This window comes from Streptosporangium sp. NPDC049078 (assembly GCF_040648855.1).
Classification (GTDB): Bacteria; Actinomycetota; Actinomycetes; order Streptosporangiales; family Streptosporangiaceae; genus Streptosporangium.
Genome location: NZ_JBEZEL010000006.1, coordinates 168,426 through 184,016, shown reverse-complemented (window position 1 = coordinate 184,016; position 15,591 = coordinate 168,426). Strand labels below are relative to the sequence as shown.

Here is a 15,591-nt window from a genome sequence, read left to right as displayed (position 1 = left end):
AGCGTATCCAAATCCGAGTTCCGGAAGTGACTCATGCGCTTTGAGTCGTCTCTCCTCCGGACGCCCCGGCCCTCCCGGGGCACCCCGATCCTTCGCGGCGCCCCGGTCTTTCGCGGCGCCTCAGTCCTTCACCGCGCCTCAGTCTTTCACCGCGCCTCGGAGCGGCCGAGGCGCCCGGGTCGTCGGCGTTCTTCTCACCTTCGGTCGCGAGGCGCGGCCCGGCGCTCCTCGGCGAGGTGGAGGCCCGCCTCGATCACGGCGTTCATGATGGGGGCGAGCCTGGTCTCGCCCAGTACGGGGGCACGGCGGGCCATCTCGGCGACCAGGCGGCGCTCGCGGTCGGGGTCGCGACCGGCGAAACCTCCGACGGGCTTGAGGCGCTGGATGGTCCCGGCCAGTTCGGCGCGGCGCTCCAGGAGGACGGCGAGGGCGGCGTCGACACGGTCGATGGCCTCGCGGGCGGCGGGCACCGAGTCGGGGCTCTCCCTGCGGATGAGGGCTCCGACGATCTTCACGGCCTCGTGCGCCGCCAGCGCGTCCCGATCGCTCGCGGAGGGGTCCAGAAGGAGGCCGTCGGCACCCGCGGCGATCGCGGCGGCGGCCAGCGCGGGGTCGGTGCCGAGACCGGCCAGGACGGGACGCCCCGACCTCTCACGCGCGGCGCTCATCAGGGCCAGGTCGGGAGCGGCGACGCCCAGGGGGCCACGGCCGCCCTCGCAGAGCACGATCCCTTCGTTGCCCTCGGCCGCGCAGTGACCGGCGACCTCCAGCCACTCCTCCAACGTCGCGGAGGGGTCGCGCTGGAGAAGCATCGGCAGGCCGAGCCCGGCGGTGGCGCGCACCAGCCCGGAGTCCCGCATCCAGACCGCGCCGACCACCGTGCCGTCGGCCCTCTCGGCGATCAGCGGAAGATCTCCCTCACAGGAGGGCTCCACCAGGACGGGCCCCGCCCCCTGGACGCGGGCCACGGACTCCTCCGCCCCGTGGACGGCGACTCCCCCTCGGTGGTCCCGCAGGCTGATCCAGCGGGCGTCCGCGCCCGGCCCGCCGATCACCACGGCCGGCCCCGCGCCCACCGTGAGCGTGCCCAGCCGTACCGTGGCGCGTTCCATGTGTGCCGTGCGCTGTGCGGTGGACGACATGAGGCTCCCCTGGTTCGGCCGACGCGCGTCCCGCGAGCCGGCGGCCGTTCGAGAAGGGACTTCGGACAGAGAAAGAGGCAGAGACCTCATGTCCCCGCCTCGTGCCGGCTCCGGCCGGTCGCTAGTTCCCGACTGTCACGGCCGGCTCTCCTGAGCCGGCACGATGAACGCGAAGTGGCAGGTCATGGGCTCAACCTTAGGTCATCTTCCCGGCATCCGCCACGTACTGGACAGCGCATCTCAAGGCGTGGACTTTTCTGCGGCGTGTGAGTCGATCACTTTACTGGGCTATGAGAGTATTCGGGGGTTCAGAAGGAGGTAGCCGGTTGATGGCCGAAGCACAGCCCGCGGGACGGCGAGTCGCCTCCCGATACCAGCTGCTCGAAGCCATCGGCCGAGGTGGCATGGGCATCGTGTGGCGGGCCCACGACGAGCTCCTCGACCGTGAGGTCGCGATCAAGGAGGTCCGCTACGCCGACATGCTCGGCGAGGACAACCAGGAGGACTTCAACCGGCGCACCAAGCGCGAGGCTCGCGCCGCAGGGCGTCTGACGCACCCGAACGTGGTCGTCGTCCACGACGTCGTCGAGGAGGACGGGCGTCCCTGGATCGTCATGCAGCTGGTGGAGTCGCGTTCCCTCGGCAAGGTGATGCGCCAGGACGGGCCGCTGCCGCCTCGACGGGTCGCGGAGATCGGTCTCAAGCTGCTCGAGGCGTTGCGCGCCGCCCACGCCCAGGGAGTGCTGCACCGCGACGTCAAGCCGGAGAACGTACTGCTCGCCGACGACGGCCGGGTGGTGCTGACCGACTTCGGCATCGCCACGCTCGAGGCCGAGACCGCCCTCACCATGACCGGCATCGCGGGCACGCCCGCGTTCATCCCGCCGGAGCGCATCAAGGGCGGCGCCGCGCAGCGCGAGTCCGACCTGTGGTCGCTCGGCGCGACCCTGTACGCCGCCGTCGAGGGCAAGCCCCCGCACGACAGGGGCGGGGCGCTGCCGACCATGCACGCGATCCTGAACGACGAGCCCGAGCCTCCGGTGCACGCCGGGCCGCTCGCCCCCGTCCTGGAAGGGCTGCTCCGCAAGGATCCGGCGCTGCGCATGCCCTACAAGGAGGCCGAGCGGCTGCTGCGCCGGGTGGCCGAGGGCGACCGGGTCCGGCCTCCCAGGACCGCCGTCATGCCGGCCGTGAACGCGGGGGACGACACCGATCCCGGGGCCCGCTTCCAGCCGGGTGCCGTCCCCGAGACGGGCGCCAAGCTGGACTCCGTACCCTCGGAACCCTCGGGTGCCAAGGAGGAGGCGTCCGCCCCGCCCGCGCGCGGCGAGGAGCCGCGGAAGCCTCCGTCCAAGAACCCAGCCAAGAACCCAGCCAGGACGCCCGCAGAAGCCGTACGGCCGACGCCCACCCCCGCCCCCGACGTTCCCCCGTCCGCTCCGGCGGCCGGTTCCGCGGAGAAGGCGAAGGCGGCGCCGAAGAAGACCGCGCAGGGCGGGCAGGCTCCCGAGGCCGCGGCGGACTCCCCCGGCCCGGACGCCGGAGCGGGTGCGCGGGCTCCCGAGGCGGGAGCGGACTCGAAGGCGAAGCGTCCAACCGGCAAGGCCACCCCCGCTCCCCCGCTGTCCTCCGCCGCCGAGGCCGCGTCCGAGGGTGCGCCCCCGATCCTGGCCAGGTTCGCCCCGAAACCGAAGCCCGCCGTCGGCGCGAAGACCGAACCCACCCCCGGGCCCGAACCCACCCCGCCCTCCGCGCCTGTCACCGGGGCCACACCCGCCGACGAGGCCGCGCCTCCGATCCTGGCCAGGTTCGCCCCCAAGCCGAAGCCCACCGTCGGCGCGAAGACCGAACCCACCCCCGGGCCCGAACCGACGCGGAAGACCGAACCCACCCCGGCGCCCTCGGCGGCCGCCGAGGCCGCGCCTCCGATCCTGGCCAGGTTCGCTCCCAAGCCGAGACCCACCATCGGCCAGAAGACCGAACCCACCCCCAAGCCCGAGGCCGATGTCACGCGGGTACGCGAGACGAAGCCTGACGCGGCCCCCTCCGAGCCCGACCTCCCCGCCGGGAGCAGGTCCACCGGCCCCGAGACGGACCGCGAGGACGCCCCGCCGGTCGCGAAGCCGGGATCGGCGGGGCGCAAACCCGTCTCGCGGCCCAACCCCTTCCCACCTGTGGGGCGAGGGCCGGTCCCGGAGCAGGAGCCCGCCTCCGCGTCCAGGTCCGAGCCCGCTCCGAGGGAGGAGCCCCCCGCCTACGGGGGCCACGACAACGGGAGCCACGACGACGGGGGCGACACACTCATCTCCCGGAGTTCGGGCGTCTCTCCGGTGAAGCGAGGGCTGCTCGTGCTCGTGCCCGCGCTGCTGATCGTCGGCGGGATCGCCGGCTGGCTCGGCATGCGCAGTGGCGGCGACGAGACCCCCCAGGCCAGGCCGGGTGATCCGAGCGCGTCCAGCGCGTCTGAGGCTCCGAGTGGCGGCGCCGAGGCGACCTCCGAGGGCTCGCCGAGTCCTGAGACGTCGCCGTCCGAGGATCCTTCCGAGTCCCCCTCCTCCAGCCCGAGTCCCACCAAGACGGAGAAGAAGTCCTCCCTTCCCTCCGGCTGGCGGATGCACAAGGACAGCAACGGCTTCTCGATCGGCCTGCCCAAGGGGTGGGGCGTGGACAAGCGGCCCGGCCAGCAGGTGTGGTTCCGCGGGCCCGATCGGGTGAGCTACGTGATGGTCGAGTACGTCGACAAGGCGAATCCCGACCCCAAGCAGGACTGGCTCAACTACGAACCGAACGTCAGAAGCACGTTCAACGGCTACGACCGGATCCGGATCGAGAACGTCAAGTACATGGTGAAGGCCTCCGACTGGGAGTTCACCTGGAACACCAACTCGGGCAAGGCCCGCGTGATCAACAGGGGGTTCGTCACCAAGGGCGGCCGGGGGTACGCCATTTACTGGCATACCCTGGCCAAGGACTGGAAGAAGAACTTCCACCTCTTCGAGGGGTTCACCGCGACCTTCTCCTCCAAAAAGTGAGCGGGAGCCCCACCGCCTGCGGTGAGTGATTCTGGGAGGGCGGGGGATGGCGGAAAGCAGGGTGGCGGGCCGCTACAGGCTGCTCGAACACATCGGCGAGGGCGGCATGGGCATCGTCTGGCGTGCCCACGACGAGCTCCTCGACCGGGTGGTGGCCGTCAAGGAGGTCCGCTACCGGGGGGTCGACGAGGCCGCGCGTACCGACCTGAACCGGCGGACCATCCGCGAGGCGAGGACCGCGGGGCGCCTCGACCATCCCTCCGTGATCATCGTGCACGACGTGGTCGAGGAGGACGGGCGGCCCTGGATCGTCATGCAGCTGGTCCGGTCCCGGTCGCTGGGTGAGATCGTCCGTTCGGGCGGACCGCTCCCGCCGGAGCGGGTCGCCTCGGTCGGGCTGCACGTGCTGGGCGCGCTGCGGGCCGCGCACGCCGCGGGGGTGCTGCACCGCGACGTCAAGCCGGAGAACGTGCTGCTCGCCGACGACGGCCGGGTGGTGCTGACCGACTTCGGCATCGCCTCCATGACGCAGGAGACCGGTATCACCCGTACGGGCGCGATGGTCGGCACCCCCGCCTTCCTGCCTCCCGAGCGGCTGCACGGGATGCCCGCCACCCCCGAGTCGGACCTGTGGTCGCTGGGGGCGACGTTGTACGCCGCGCTGGAGGGCCGCCCACCGTTCGAGCGGGCCACGGCCGCCGCCACCATGATGGCGGTCCTGCACGGCGAGCCGAGTCCCATGAGCCATTCCGGCCCTCTGTCGACGGCGATCCTCGGCCTCATGGCCAGGGATCCCGCCGCCCGGATGGTCCCCGACCAGGCCGAGGCTCTGCTCGGCCGCGCCGCCTCCCCCGGCTCCCCTGGCTCCCCCGGCTCCCCGGTCTCCCCCGGGCCGCTCTCCGGGCAGGCGCCGCACTCGGGGCAGCGGGCGTACGGCTCGCCCGGCTTCCAGACCGACCCGCCGCGCACCGGCCCGTCACCGCTTCAGGACGCGTGGCGGCCGACGTACGGGAATTCCCCTGGCGGTTCCGGGCAGCCTCGCCACCCGTCCGCACCCCCGCCCCCCGAGCACTTCCCCCCGGTGGCCCGCACCCACCCCGAGCACTCCCCCTACCCGACGGGGGGCCCTCAGCCCGAACAGTCCCGCCCCCCGGTGGCTCACACCCGGCCCGAGCAGCCGCCGTACGCGCAGCCCCACACACATCCCGACCACTCCTCGTACGCGCCTTCCGAGCCGTACACGCACCCCGAGCAGCACGTGTACGCGCACCGGGAGCAGTCTCAGCAGGCGCATCCCGGGCAGCGGGCGTACGGCTCGGAACCCTCCCTCGCGGAGCCCTGGACGAGGCGGGAGCAGCCCACCGACACGGGGGCCGCGCCCGCGCGGCGGACCGGGGCGCGACGCCTGGCCCTCCTGGCCGGGGTGCCCGCGCTCGCGGTGACGGTCGGGGTCGGCACGTGGCTGGTCCTGAGGAATCCCGGTACCCCGGTCGACACGGGCGGCCGGGCCGGCGTCACGGCCCCGATCACCGATCCCACCCCCGCCGCGTCGCCCGAGGCGACCCCCACCCGGGATGCGACCCCGACGGCGACGCCGCGTCCGTCCAGGATCATCCCCTCGGGCTGGCGGCTGCACCTCGACCCGATGGGCTTCTCCATCGCGGTGCCCGGAAACTGGCAGGTCAAGCGGTTCTCCGGCCGTGACCGGGTGGAGTTCCGCGCCCCCGGCGCGAGCGGTGGCCTCCTGTGGATCGAGTCGACCGAGGATCCGGAGAAGGACCCGGTAAGGCACTGGGAGAAGGTGGAGCGGGCCGCGGTCGCCGAGAACGTCTGGCCGGGCTACCGGCGGGTCGGCATCACCGCGCTGACGTACCAGGGCGTGCCGGCCGCCGACTGGGAGTTCACCTACCTCAAGAACGGGGTCCGCACCCGCGTCCTGGACCGGGGATTTCGCACCCGCGACGACAAACCGTACGCGATCTACTGGGAGAGGCCGGACACCGCGCGGTCCGGTTCGTACTTCGCCGTGTTCACCAGAACCTTCCGGCCATGAGCGGCCCGGAGAGCGCGCGTTTCTGGCGCACCCCGGCCCTGCCCGGGGTGGACCTCCTCAAGGCCAGGTACGTGACCCACCGCTTCCCGCCGCACGCGCACGAGAGTTACGCGATCGCGCTGGTGCTGTCCGGAGTGGAGGAGTTCGCCTACCGGGGCACCGTCCACCGCGTGGGGCCGGGCAGCCTGAGCATGCTCAACCCCGATGAGGTGCATGACGGCCACGCGGGCGTCCCCGGCGGCTGGTCCTACCGGGTGCTGTATCCCCCGGTCGAGTTCGTCTCCGGGATCGCCGCCGAGCTGATGGCCGGGCACGGCACCCCCTGCTTCCCCGAGACCGTCACCTACCACCGGCCCACCGTCGCGCTGCTGCGGGCCGCGCACGACGCCGCGGAGGGTGGTGACGATCTCGCCTCCTCGACGCTGGCCCGCACGGCCTTCGCCGCCCTGCTCAGCCACCACGCCGCCCGCCGCCCTCCGGAGGCGCCGCGCTGGAACGACGACCCGGCGGTGCGCCGGGCCCGGGAGATCCTGCACGAGCGGCTCGTCGATCCGCCCACGATCGAGGACCTGGCGCGGGCGGTGGGCACCGGGCCCTTCGTCCTGATCCGGGCTTTCAAGGCCGCGACGGGACTGCCTCCGCACGCCTATCTGAACACGCTGAGGATCATCCGGGCCCGGCGGCTGCTCCAGGCGGGCACACCTCCCGCCCAGGTCGCCGGGGATGTGGGATTCACCGATCAGGCCCATCTGAGCAGGCATTTCAAGCGGACGGTGGGCGTGCCACCGGCCGCGTACCAGCGCGCAGGAACGTACAAGACCGGAACGTGACCCGAACCTAGGCTCGCCTCCCATGGAAACAACCACTCGTTCCTCCGCGATCAGGGACGGACTGGGCGTGGGGATCGCCGTCGGACTGTCAGGGGTGGCCTTCGGCGCCGCGGCGGTCACCGCGGGGCTCAGCGTCGCGCAGGCGTGCGTGCTGAGCCTGTTCGCCTTCACCGGCGCCTCGCAGTTCGCCCTGGTCGGCGTCGTCGCGGGCGGCGGCAACCTGGTCGCGGGCACGGCCGGTGCGATGCTGCTCGGCGCCCGCAACAGCCTGTACGGCCTGCGCATGGCCGGGGTGCTCGGCGTCCGGGGATGGCGCAGGCCGCTGACGGCCCAGGGAGTGATCGACGAGACGACGGCGGTCGCCCTCGCCCAGCCGGACGAGGAGTCGGCCAGGACGGCGTTCTTCGTCACCTTCGTCAGCCTCTACCTGACCTGGAACGCCACCACCCTCCTCGGCGCGCTGGGCACCTCGTGGGTGGCCGACCCCTCGGCGTTCGGCCTGGACGTCGTCGGTCCCGCGGCCTTCCTCGCCATCCTGTGGCCCCGGCTCACCGGGAGCGGCGCCGAGGCCCGCGCGCTGCGCCTGATCGCGTGCGGCGGCGCGGCGGTCGCGCTGGCCGCGACCCCTTTCACCCCGCCGGGCGTGCCCGTGCTGCTCGCGTCCGTGGCCGTGCTCGCGGTGATCCTGAGGAGACCCAAGTGACCATCTGGTGGGCCGTCGTCATCACCTGCGCCGCCTGTTACGCGCTCAAGCTCGCCGGGCTGTCGGCGCCGCGCCGCGTCCTCGACCACCCGGGGGTGCAGCGTTTCGCGACGCTCGTCCCGGTGGCCCTGCTGGCGGCGTTGATCGCGGTGCAGACCTTCGGCGAGGGGCAGGCGCTGCACCTCGACTGGCCGCGCACCGCGGGGATGGGTGCCGCCGTCGTGGCGCTGCTGCTGCGCGCCCCGTTCCTGGTGGTCCTCGCCGCGGCCGCCCTCGTCACCGCCGCGCTGCGCCACGTCCTGAGCTGAGGTCGAGGTCGTCCGTGCCGCGCGGGAACCGTACCCGGAAGGTGGCGCCGGCGCCGGGGCGGGAGGTCACCGTGACGTCGCCGCCGTGCGCGGCGGCGACGGCGGCGACGATGGAGAGCCCGAGGCCCGCGCCCCCCTGGCGGGCGCCGTCGCGGGGATGACCGGCCCGGTGGAAGCGCTCGAAGACCAGGGCGCCCTGCTCCTCGGCGAGGCCGGGTCCGTCGTCGGCCACCTCGACCACGGCGTACTCGTCGTCCGTCCGGATCCTGACGACCGCCGCCGTCCCCTCGGGGGTGTGGTTGAGCACGTTGGCCAGTAGGTTGCCGACGATCTGGCGGATCCTGGCGGCGTCGCCCGGCACCTCGACACGGCCCTCGCACTCCAGTGAGAGCGGCCTGAGCGGTTCGATGGCGAGGGTGTCGGCGACCGCGTCGGCGGCGAGCTCGGTGAGCTCCACCGGGGCGCGCTCCAGAGGGCGGCCTTGATCGAGGCGGGCCAGCAGCAGCATCTCGTCGACCAGGGAGCCCATCCGGGTGGCCTCGGCCTCGATCCTGCGCATCGCCTTGGCCAGGTCCTCCGGCCGGGTGTCCGCGCCGCGCCGGAACAGCTCGGCGTAACCGCGGATGGAGGCGATCGGGGTGCGCAGCTCGTGGGAGGCGTCGGCGACGAAGCGGCGCAGCCGGTCCTCCGACGCCTCCCTCTCGCGGAACGCCTCCTCGATCTGGGCGAGCATCTGGTTGAGCGCGTGGCCGAGGCGGCCCACCTCCCCGGTGATGGGCGCCGCCTCGATGCGGCGATCCAGGTTGCCTTCGCCGATCGCCGCCGCGGTCTCGACGATGCGGTCCAGCGGGCGCAGTCCTCGGCGGATCAGGTGGGTGGCGAGCAGGGTCAGGCAGACGAGCGCGAACGCCGAGGAGCCGATCATGACGAGGGCGACGCGTTTGACCAGCTCGTCGGAGGCGGCCATGAGCGCCTCGGGGGTGGGCAGGACGAGCAGCCTGGCGCCGCCGTGACCACGCCAGTCCTGCAGCGCGCCGAACGTCGCCCCCGCCGCCATCCCGAGCGCGAGCGCGACCAGGCCCACGACGGTGAGCACGAGGCGGGTCCGCAGCGACATCAGTCCTCCCTCGGCAGGCGCAGGACGTATCCCACCCTGGGCACGGTGTGGATGAGCGGGGGATGCGACGCGTCGACCTTGCGGCGCAGGTAGCTGATGTAGGTCTGCACGACTCCGTCGTTGCCGCCGAAGTCGTACTCCCACACGTGGTCGAGGATCTGCCGTTTGGAGACGACCTTGCCGGCGTTGGCCGCCAGGAAGCGCAGCAGCTTGAACTCCGTCGGGGTGAGGTCGACGCGCCGGCCGTCGCGCCACACCTCGTGGGCGTCCTCCTCGATGACGAGGTCGGCGAAGGTCACCCTGCCCTCCTCGGCGCCGGCCCGCCTGGTCCTGCGCAGCACGGCGCGGATCCTCGCGATCAGCTCCTCCAGGCTGAACGGTTTGGTGACGTAGTCGTCACCTCCCACGGTGAGCCCGCCGATCTTGTCCTCCGTGGCGTCGAGGGCGGTGAGGAAGACCACGGGCACCTCGGAGCCCTTCGACCTGATCCGGTGGCAGACCTCGGTGCCGAGCACGTCGGGCAGCATCACGTCCAGCACGATCAGGTCGGGACCGAAGGTCTCGGCGAGCGACACCGCCGCGGCCCCCGTCCCCGCGATCGCCGTCTCGAACCCCTCGTAGCGGAGCGCGGTTGCGACGAGGTCGGCGAGGTAGGGCTCGTCGTCTACGACCAGTATTCGGTTCACCCGACAAGTTTCACTCGGAAGATCTTGAAAAGACCATAGAAAACTCTGTGAAGAGTGATTCACATGCCGCTCTAAGGGCGGGCACACAACCATTGAAGATCATTTTGTTGCACTGGAGGCCATGGAGAGAATCTCGGTTTTCGTACTGCGGCGCAAGGGACTGGTCGCCCTGCTGACCGTGCTGGGATTCCTGGTGGGCCTGGGCGCGACGCCGATCGCGATCCAGCGGCTCTCCGAGGAATATTCGCATCCCGGAATGCCCGCCTTCGAGGCCAACCAGGAAATAGTCAGAATCTATGGGAATGGTGGCTATCAGCGGCCATTTGTTCCAGTTGTCGTGCTTCCTGAGGGAATGCGGGCCGAAGACAACAGGGAGATCCTCGGCCGCGCCTTCGCCGCCGTCTCCGCCGAACTGCCCAAGGCCCGCGTGGTCTCCTACGCGAGCACCGGCGATCCCCGGCTGATCGGCACCGACGGCCGGACCACGTTCGGACTCGTCTTCCCCGGCACCTACTCCGACGGCAGCCCTCCGGGCGGGGGCCTCGGGGAGACACCGGACGAGAGCCCGGTCATCGTCAGGGCGATGACCCCGGTGCTGCCGGCGGGCACGAGCGTGCACGTGACGGGCCTGGACGCCCTCGCGCCGAGCGTGGACGCGGGCGGGGTGGACGTGCCCACCAAGATCGGTGTCGGCGTGCTCGCCGCGGTGGTGGTCCTGCTGCTGGTGTTCCGCTCGGCACTCGCCTTCGTACCGCTCCTCATCTCGGTCCTGTCCATCTTCCTGTCGTTCGTCGTGATCCTGCTGCTCACGCTGGTGATGACCGTGCACGACGTGGCCCTCACCACGATGCCCCTGCTCGGCCTGGGCATCGCGATCGACTACTCGCTGCTGCTGGTGGCCCGCTGGCGGGAGGAGCGGGCGAACGGGCACTGCGGCGACGAGGCCGTGCACCGGGCCATGGCGGGCGCGGGACGGGCGGTGCTGTTCAGCGGCGCGGCGGTCGCGGTCGGCCTGGTGACCATGGTGGTGCTGCCGGTGCCGTTCCTGCGCAGCCTCGGCCTCGCCGGGATGATCATCGCGGCGACGAGCGTGGCCACCACACTCACCGTGCTGCCGGTGCTGCTCGCCCTGACCGGCCGGCGACTCGACCGCAGGCGCACCCGCGCGGGCCGGGACGGGGCTCCCTTCCGGCGCGAGGCGCGAGCCGGACGGGCCTGGTCGGCGTGGGCCCGCGGCGTGGTGCGGATGCGCCTGCTCGCCGCCCTGCTCACCGGCGGGCTGCTGACGGCGCTGACGGTGACCGCGCTGAGCGTCAACCTCGGCCTGCCCGCGAGCGGGAACCTGCTGACCACCGGCCCCGGTGCCGAGGGACTGTCCGCGCTGCGCCAGGCGGGCGTCCCCGCGGGCTCGATCACCCCGTTCGACGTCCTGGTGAGCGGCGACCCCGCCCAGGCCGCCGAACGGATCAGGAACGTGGAGGGCGTGTCCACGGTGCTCGCCCCCGACGACCCGTCCTGGCGCCGCGAGGGCACCGCCGTCATCACCGTGCTTCCGATCTCGGAGAACGGCACCGAGGCCGGCGAGGCGACCATCACCCGGGTGCGCGAGGCGGTGCCGGTCACCGCGCGCGTCGGCGGCAACGCGGCGCAGAGCATGGACTTCCAGGAGCACGCCTACGGGGCGTTCCCCTGGATGCTCGGCCTGATCGCGCTGGTCACCTTCGTCATGCTGGCGCGGGCGTTCCGCTCGCTGCTGCTGCCGCTGAAGGCGATCGCGCTCAACCTGCTCTCGCTGGGCGCGGTGATCGGCGCGATGGTGGTGCTGTGGCAGTTCGGCTGGGGAACCAGGGAGCTGCTGGACATCCAGCCGACCGGCTCGATCGGCGAGTTCGTGCCGCTCGTCATCTTCGCCTTCCTGTACGGCCTGAGCATGGACTACGAGGTGTTCATCCTGGCCAGGATGCGCGAGGAGTACGACAGGTCCGGCAGCACGGAGCAGGCGGTGATCGAGGGGGTGGGCCGCACCGGCCGGCTGGTCACCTCGGCGGCGCTGATCCTGTTCGTCTCCTTCGCGGCGCTCGCCATGACCCCCGAGCTGGACGTGAAGGTGTTCGCGAGCGGTCTGGCCCTCGGCGTCTTCCTGGACGCCACCCTCATCCGCGGCGTCCTGGTCCCGGCCGTGGTCGCGATGATGGGCCGGTGGAACTGGTGGCTGCCCGTCTGGGCCGCCCGGATCCTGCGGGTGGAGCCCTCGCCGTTGAGGTGGGAGAACCCCGAGCCCACCCGAATCCCGGAACCTGTCTAGGAGCGGCCGGACAACGCAACGGCCACCGTCTGCGAAGACGGTGGCCGTTCACGTTTTCCCTTTTTCGGGCCGTCAGACGGCGGTCAGCACCGCCGCGGAGTTGAAGCCGCCCGAGCCTCGGGCCACGACCAGCGCGGACGAGAGCCCTTCCACCTCCCTGGGCTCGGTGACCAGGTCCACGCCCTCGGGAGCGACGGTGCCGACGGTCGGCGGGATCACCCCTTCGGTCAGCGTCATAGCCGCCCAGGCGAGGTCGAGGGCCGCACCGCCTGAGCACAGGCGGCCGGTCATCGTCTTGGGCACCGTCACCGGCACGCGACGATCCCCGAACACCTCCCGCAGCGCCGCCACCTCAAGGGAGTCCCTGACCACGTCTCCCGCCCCGTCCGCGAAGACCACGCCGACGTCGTCCACGCCGAGCCCGGCGCGGGCGATCGCCTCGCGCATCGCCCTGGCGTACTGACGGTGGTCGGGGGCCGGGTCGCTCACGTGGTGGGCGTCGTGGGTGGAGGCGGTCCCGGCGATCTCGGCGTAGACGGTCGGGGCGCCCCGGCCGAAGGCGCTGTGCCGGTCCTCCACGACGAGGATCGCGCCTCCCTCACCGGGAACATGCCCGGCCGCGTCGGGCGCGAAGGGCCGGTAGGCCGCGTCGGGGTCGGCCGAGCGGTTCACCGTCGCCTCACCGGCCTGGCAGGCGAGCGCGTACGGCGACAGCGGCGCCTCGGTGCCCCCGGTCACGACGACCTCGGTACCCGCGCGGATCAGCCGTGCCGCCTCGGCGAGCGCGTCGATCGCCCCCGCCGCGTCCGCGACCAGCACCCCGCAGGCGCCCTTGAGCCGGTGAGCGATGGACAGCTGGCCGGTGCTCGCGGCGTAGAACCAGCCGATGGACTGGTAGGCGCTCACCGCTCGTGGCCCCTTCCGCCACAGCGCCTGGATCTCCCGCTGACCGAAGGCGTTTCCTCCCGAGGCGGCGGCGGTCACCACCGACAGGTCGAACGGATCCTCTTTGGCGGGGTCGAGGGCGGCGTCGGCCAGGGCGAGCCGGGTGGCGGCGAGGGCGAACCAGGTCCACCGGTCGGTCTGCACCAGCAGCTTGCTGTCGACGAACTCGCGCTCGTCGAAACCGGTGACCTCCCCCGCCAGCCTGACCGGTGACCCCGAGGCGTCGAACGACGTCACCGGGCCGATCCGGCTCCGCCCGGACAGGGACCCCTTCCAGTGCCCGGCCGCGCCGACACCCGTCGGGGCGACCACGCCGAGCCCGGTGATCACCGCCCTGCGGTCGCTCATCGGGCCGCCCCCGGCTCAGAGAAGATCATCGCGGACTGGAACCCGCCGAAGCCGCTGCCCGCGGAGAGCGCGTGCCCGGCGGTCACCTCCCGCGCGACCAGGGGCGTGTAGTCCAGGTCGCACTCGGGGTCGGGGACGGTCAGGTTGGCCGTGGGCGGGATCACGCCCCGCTGCAGGACCAGGGCGCAGGCCGCCATCTCGATCGAGCCGATCGCACCGAGCGAGTGGCCGATCACCGACTTGATCGAGCTGATCGGCACCCGCCGGGCGTGCTCGCCGAGACTCCGTTTGTAGGCGGCCGTCTCGTGCCGGTCGTTCTGCCTGGTCCCCGACCCGTGGGCGTTGACATAGCCGATGTCCTCGGGGTTGAGTCTCGCCTGGTCGAGCGCGTGGCCGATCGCCCTGCCCAGTTCCAGGCCGTCGGGCCGCAGCCCGGTCATGTGGAAGCCGTTGGCCCGCGCGGCGTAGCCGGTGATCTCGCAGTACACCCGGGCACCGCGCCGCCGGGCGTGCTCCAACTCCTCCACCACCAGCACCGCCGCGCCCTCACCGAGGACGAAGCCCTTGCGCCCGGCGTCGAATGGCCGCGAGGCCGTCTCCGGTTCGGCGTTGTCCGGGCTGGTCGCGCGGATGGCGTCGAAGCACGCCACGGTGATCGGGGAGATCGGCGCGTCCGACGCCCCCGCGAGCATCATGTCCGCCTCACCGTCCTGGACGAGCCGGTACGCCCGGCCGATGGCGTCGATGCCGGAGGTGCAGCCGGTCGAGACGACGGCGGCCGGGCCGTTCAGGCCGAACCGGACCGCCAGCTCGGCCGCCGCGCTGGAGGGCACCAGCGCCTGGTGAACGAACGGCTTCAGGTGGCGGTGATCCACCTCCCAGTCCTTGCCGCGGTCGCTCGCGACCACGTACTCCTCCTCCAGGGTGATGGTGGCCCCGACCGCCGAGCCGAGGCTCACCCCGGCCCGCTCGGGATCGGCCGCGCCGAGGTCGAGGCCGGAGTCGGTCACCGCCTCGTCGGCGCAGGCGACGGCGAGCTGGACGAAGCGATCCATGCGCCGGACCTCACGCGCGGTGAGACCGTGGGCGGCCGGGTCGAAGTCGACCTCGGCCGCGATCTGGGAGCGGAACGGGGACGGGTCGAAGGCGGTGACCCGGCGGACGGCCGGTCTGCCGTCCACGATCCGGTTCCAGAACCGCTCCCGGCCCACCCCGCCCGGGGCGATCACCCCGATGCCGGTGACGACGACCCGTCTCACCTTCCCACCGCCTCCGGACAGGGCTCGGTGTCCACGTGCCCGAGTTCGGGCCTCGGGGCGAGCGGGCTGAGCTGGAAGACCACGAGCGCGTCGTCGTCGCCGACGTTGGTGAGGCGGTGCCTCACCTCGCGGGGGATGAGCAGCGCCTGCTCGGCGCCGACGGTGAGCGGCTCACCGTCGAGGTCCACCCTGAGCGTCCCGGTCGCGACGAACACGTACTCCTCGGAGTAGGGATGGTAGTGCTCACAGACGCCCTCGCCGGGCGCCAGGCGCACGGCCCCGCAGAAGCCCGACGAGGAACCGCAGGTCGCCGGGGAGACCAGGGTGCGCAGGTCGCCGCCGCGCCTGGTGTTGGACGGCACGTCGTGAAACCCCACGACGCGCCGGCGGCGTCTCTCCACCTTCTCCTTGATCAACGACATCTGGACCGCGGAGCCGGCGTTGATGCGGCCGGTCATCTCCCGGGTGTCGACCGGCGCCTCGGGCCTCATGTGGAAGTCCTGCACCCAGCGCATGCGGGTACGGTCGGGGCCGAGCTCCTCGTAGACCCAGGTGATGTTCATGAACTCGAACGGCCCGGTCTCCACCCGGCGCGCCCTCACCGTCCAGGTGTCGCGGTCCCAGGAGCGCTCCGACACCCAGGACCAGACGCGGTCCAGCTCGTCGGGGTGCATGGTGAGCCGGAAGGTCACCGAGTCGTCCGACTCGGTGAGGACCTCCACCTTGGCGTACTCGGAGAAGAGCTCCGGCCAGGCCCGGACGTCGTTCGTCAGGTCCCAGACGAATCCGATGGGAGCGTCGATCTCGATCGTTTTGTCGGTGTGTCCGATCATGATGTGCGTTCGCCTCCTCAGAAGACACCG

General features: G+C 72.3%; 12 protein-coding genes. 6 read left to right on the top strand and 6 right to left on the bottom strand.

Going from position 1 to position 15,591, the window contains the following annotated elements:
- Nucleotides 1-194: 194 nt before the first annotated feature.
- Nucleotides 195-1,142, bottom strand: a complete 948-nt coding sequence (locus AB0B90_RS12025; RefSeq protein ID WP_362922381.1) for a chorismate mutase — start codon at nucleotides 1,140-1,142, stop codon at nucleotides 195-197.
- Between the two features lie 329 nt (nucleotides 1,143-1,471).
- Between AB0B90_RS12025 and AB0B90_RS12020 the strand changes: the two genes are divergently transcribed.
- From AB0B90_RS12020 to AB0B90_RS12000, 5 genes are read left to right on the top strand one after another with little or no spacing between them, the layout of a single operon-like run.
- Nucleotides 1,472-4,174, top strand: a complete 2,703-nt coding sequence (locus AB0B90_RS12020) for a protein kinase (RefSeq protein WP_362922379.1) — start codon at nucleotides 1,472-1,474, stop codon at nucleotides 4,172-4,174.
- Nucleotides 4,175-4,220: 46 nt separating this feature from the next.
- On the top strand, nucleotides 4,221-6,227 hold the full coding sequence (locus tag AB0B90_RS12015; RefSeq protein ID WP_362922377.1) for a protein kinase: 2,007 nt from the start codon (nucleotides 4,221-4,223) through the stop codon (nucleotides 6,225-6,227).
- Nucleotides 6,224-7,057: an AraC family transcriptional regulator gene (locus AB0B90_RS12010; RefSeq protein WP_350948135.1), complete on the top strand. Its 834-nt coding sequence runs from the start codon at nucleotides 6,224-6,226 to the stop codon at nucleotides 7,055-7,057. Before AB0B90_RS12015 ends, AB0B90_RS12010 begins: the two co-directional genes overlap by 4 nt.
- Nucleotides 7,058-7,079: 22 nt before the next feature.
- Complete coding sequence (locus tag AB0B90_RS12005; protein WP_350948134.1) at nucleotides 7,080-7,760, top strand: AzlC family ABC transporter permease; 681 nt, start codon at nucleotides 7,080-7,082, stop codon at nucleotides 7,758-7,760.
- On the top strand, nucleotides 7,757-8,068 hold the full coding sequence (locus tag AB0B90_RS12000) for an AzlD domain-containing protein (RefSeq protein ID WP_350948133.1): 312 nt from the start codon (nucleotides 7,757-7,759) through the stop codon (nucleotides 8,066-8,068). Before AB0B90_RS12005 ends, AB0B90_RS12000 begins: the two co-directional genes overlap by 4 nt.
- Here AB0B90_RS12000 and AB0B90_RS11995 read toward each other — a convergent pair.
- Entirely contained in the window at nucleotides 8,037-9,185 is a 1,149-nt protein-coding gene (locus AB0B90_RS11995; protein WP_362922374.1) for a HAMP domain-containing sensor histidine kinase, read from the bottom strand. The two genes, AB0B90_RS12000 and AB0B90_RS11995, sit on opposite strands and share 32 nt — an antisense overlap.
- The gene (locus AB0B90_RS11990) at nucleotides 9,185-9,871 is read right to left on the bottom strand and encodes a response regulator transcription factor (protein ID WP_350948131.1); all 687 of its coding nucleotides are present in this window, start codon (nucleotides 9,869-9,871) and stop codon (nucleotides 9,185-9,187) included. Before AB0B90_RS11990 ends, AB0B90_RS11995 begins: the two co-directional genes overlap by 1 nt.
- 121 nt (nucleotides 9,872-9,992) lie before the next feature.
- Here AB0B90_RS11990 and AB0B90_RS11985 point away from each other — a divergent pair, with 121 nt between their 5' ends.
- Nucleotides 9,993-12,176 (top strand): MMPL family transporter, encoded by a 2,184-nt coding sequence (locus tag AB0B90_RS11985; protein WP_362922372.1) that lies wholly within the window; start codon nucleotides 9,993-9,995, stop codon nucleotides 12,174-12,176.
- A 72-nt stretch (nucleotides 12,177-12,248) separates the two neighbouring features.
- Here AB0B90_RS11985 and AB0B90_RS11980 read toward each other — a convergent pair whose 3' ends face one another.
- Genes AB0B90_RS11980 through AB0B90_RS11970 form a run of 3 tightly spaced genes read right to left on the bottom strand, consistent with a single transcriptional unit; the run spans nucleotide 12,249 to nucleotide 15,561 of the window.
- Nucleotides 12,249-13,469, bottom strand: coding sequence for a beta-ketoacyl synthase N-terminal-like domain-containing protein (locus tag AB0B90_RS11980; protein ID WP_362922370.1), 1,221 nt, complete (start codon nucleotides 13,467-13,469; stop codon nucleotides 12,249-12,251).
- Nucleotides 13,466-14,728: a beta-ketoacyl-[acyl-carrier-protein] synthase family protein gene (locus tag AB0B90_RS11975; RefSeq protein WP_362922368.1), complete on the bottom strand. Its 1,263-nt coding sequence runs from the start codon at nucleotides 14,726-14,728 to the stop codon at nucleotides 13,466-13,468. The genes AB0B90_RS11980 and AB0B90_RS11975 overlap by 4 nt, the downstream gene beginning before the upstream one ends.
- On the bottom strand, nucleotides 14,725-15,561 hold the full coding sequence (locus AB0B90_RS11970; RefSeq protein WP_362922366.1) for a cupin domain-containing protein: 837 nt from the start codon (nucleotides 15,559-15,561) through the stop codon (nucleotides 14,725-14,727). The genes AB0B90_RS11975 and AB0B90_RS11970 overlap by 4 nt, the downstream gene beginning before the upstream one ends.
- Between the last annotated feature and the right edge of the window lie 30 nt (nucleotides 15,562-15,591).

What these genes read in the sequence shown, in the direction of transcription:
- AB0B90_RS11985 (WP_362922372.1), top strand. Translation starts at nt 9,993, where the DNA reads ATGGAGAGAATCTCGGTTTTCGTACTGCGGCGCAAGGGACTGGTCGCC.
- AB0B90_RS12015 (WP_362922377.1), top strand. Translation starts at nt 4,221, where the DNA reads ATGGCGGAAAGCAGGGTGGCGGGCCGCTACAGGCTGCTCGAACACATC.
- AB0B90_RS12005 (WP_350948134.1), top strand. Translation starts at nt 7,080, where the DNA reads ATGGAAACAACCACTCGTTCCTCCGCGATCAGGGACGGACTGGGCGTG.
- AB0B90_RS11995 (WP_362922374.1), bottom strand. Translation starts at nt 9,185, where the DNA reads ATGTCGCTGCGGACCCGCCTCGTGCTCACCGTCGTGGGCCTGGTCGCG.
- AB0B90_RS12020 (WP_362922379.1), top strand. Translation starts at nt 1,472, where the DNA reads ATGGCCGAAGCACAGCCCGCGGGACGGCGAGTCGCCTCCCGATACCAG.
- AB0B90_RS12025 (WP_362922381.1), bottom strand. Translation starts at nt 1,142, where the DNA reads ATGTCGTCCACCGCACAGCGCACGGCACACATGGAACGCGCCACGGTA.
- AB0B90_RS11970 (WP_362922366.1), bottom strand. Translation starts at nt 15,561, where the DNA reads ATGATCGGACACACCGACAAAACGATCGAGATCGACGCTCCCATCGGA.
- AB0B90_RS11980 (WP_362922370.1), bottom strand. Translation starts at nt 13,469, where the DNA reads ATGAGCGACCGCAGGGCGGTGATCACCGGGCTCGGCGTGGTCGCCCCG.
- AB0B90_RS12010 (WP_350948135.1), top strand. Translation starts at nt 6,224, where the DNA reads ATGAGCGGCCCGGAGAGCGCGCGTTTCTGGCGCACCCCGGCCCTGCCC.